This is a genomic window from Delftia sp. ASV31 (assembly GCF_016428765.1).
Classification (GTDB): Bacteria; Pseudomonadota; Gammaproteobacteria; order Burkholderiales; family Burkholderiaceae_C; genus Comamonas; species Comamonas acidovorans.
Genome location: NZ_JAELTK010000310.1, coordinates 1 through 302, shown reverse-complemented (window position 1 = coordinate 302; position 302 = coordinate 1). Strand labels below are relative to the sequence as shown.

The following is a 302-nucleotide window of genomic DNA, read 5'->3' as shown; positions in this document are numbered from 1 at the left end:
CCCCCCCCCCCCCCCCCCCCCCCCCCCCCCCCCCCCCCCCCCCCCCCCCCCCCCCCCCCCCCCCCCCCCCCCCCCCCCCCCCCCCCCCCCCCCCCCCCCCCCCCTTTCAAGCAGAAGACGGCATACGCGATCAACGTCAGCGTCTCGTGGGCTCGGAGATGTGTATAAGAGACAGGGCCCACCACGATGCGGCCCACGGGCTCGTCGCGCTGGCTGCCCAGATCCTCCTTGGCCAGCGCCACGCGCTGCATGATGGCGTGGCCGTGCTCCAGCAGGCGGCGGCCCGCGTCGGTCAGCGTCAC

1 pseudogene is annotated in these 302 nt (G+C 78.1%); it reads right to left on the bottom strand.

Annotated features, from left to right (window positions below):
- Nucleotides 1-302, bottom strand: a pseudogene (locus JHD82_RS30190) (hypothetical protein); the annotation flags it as partial.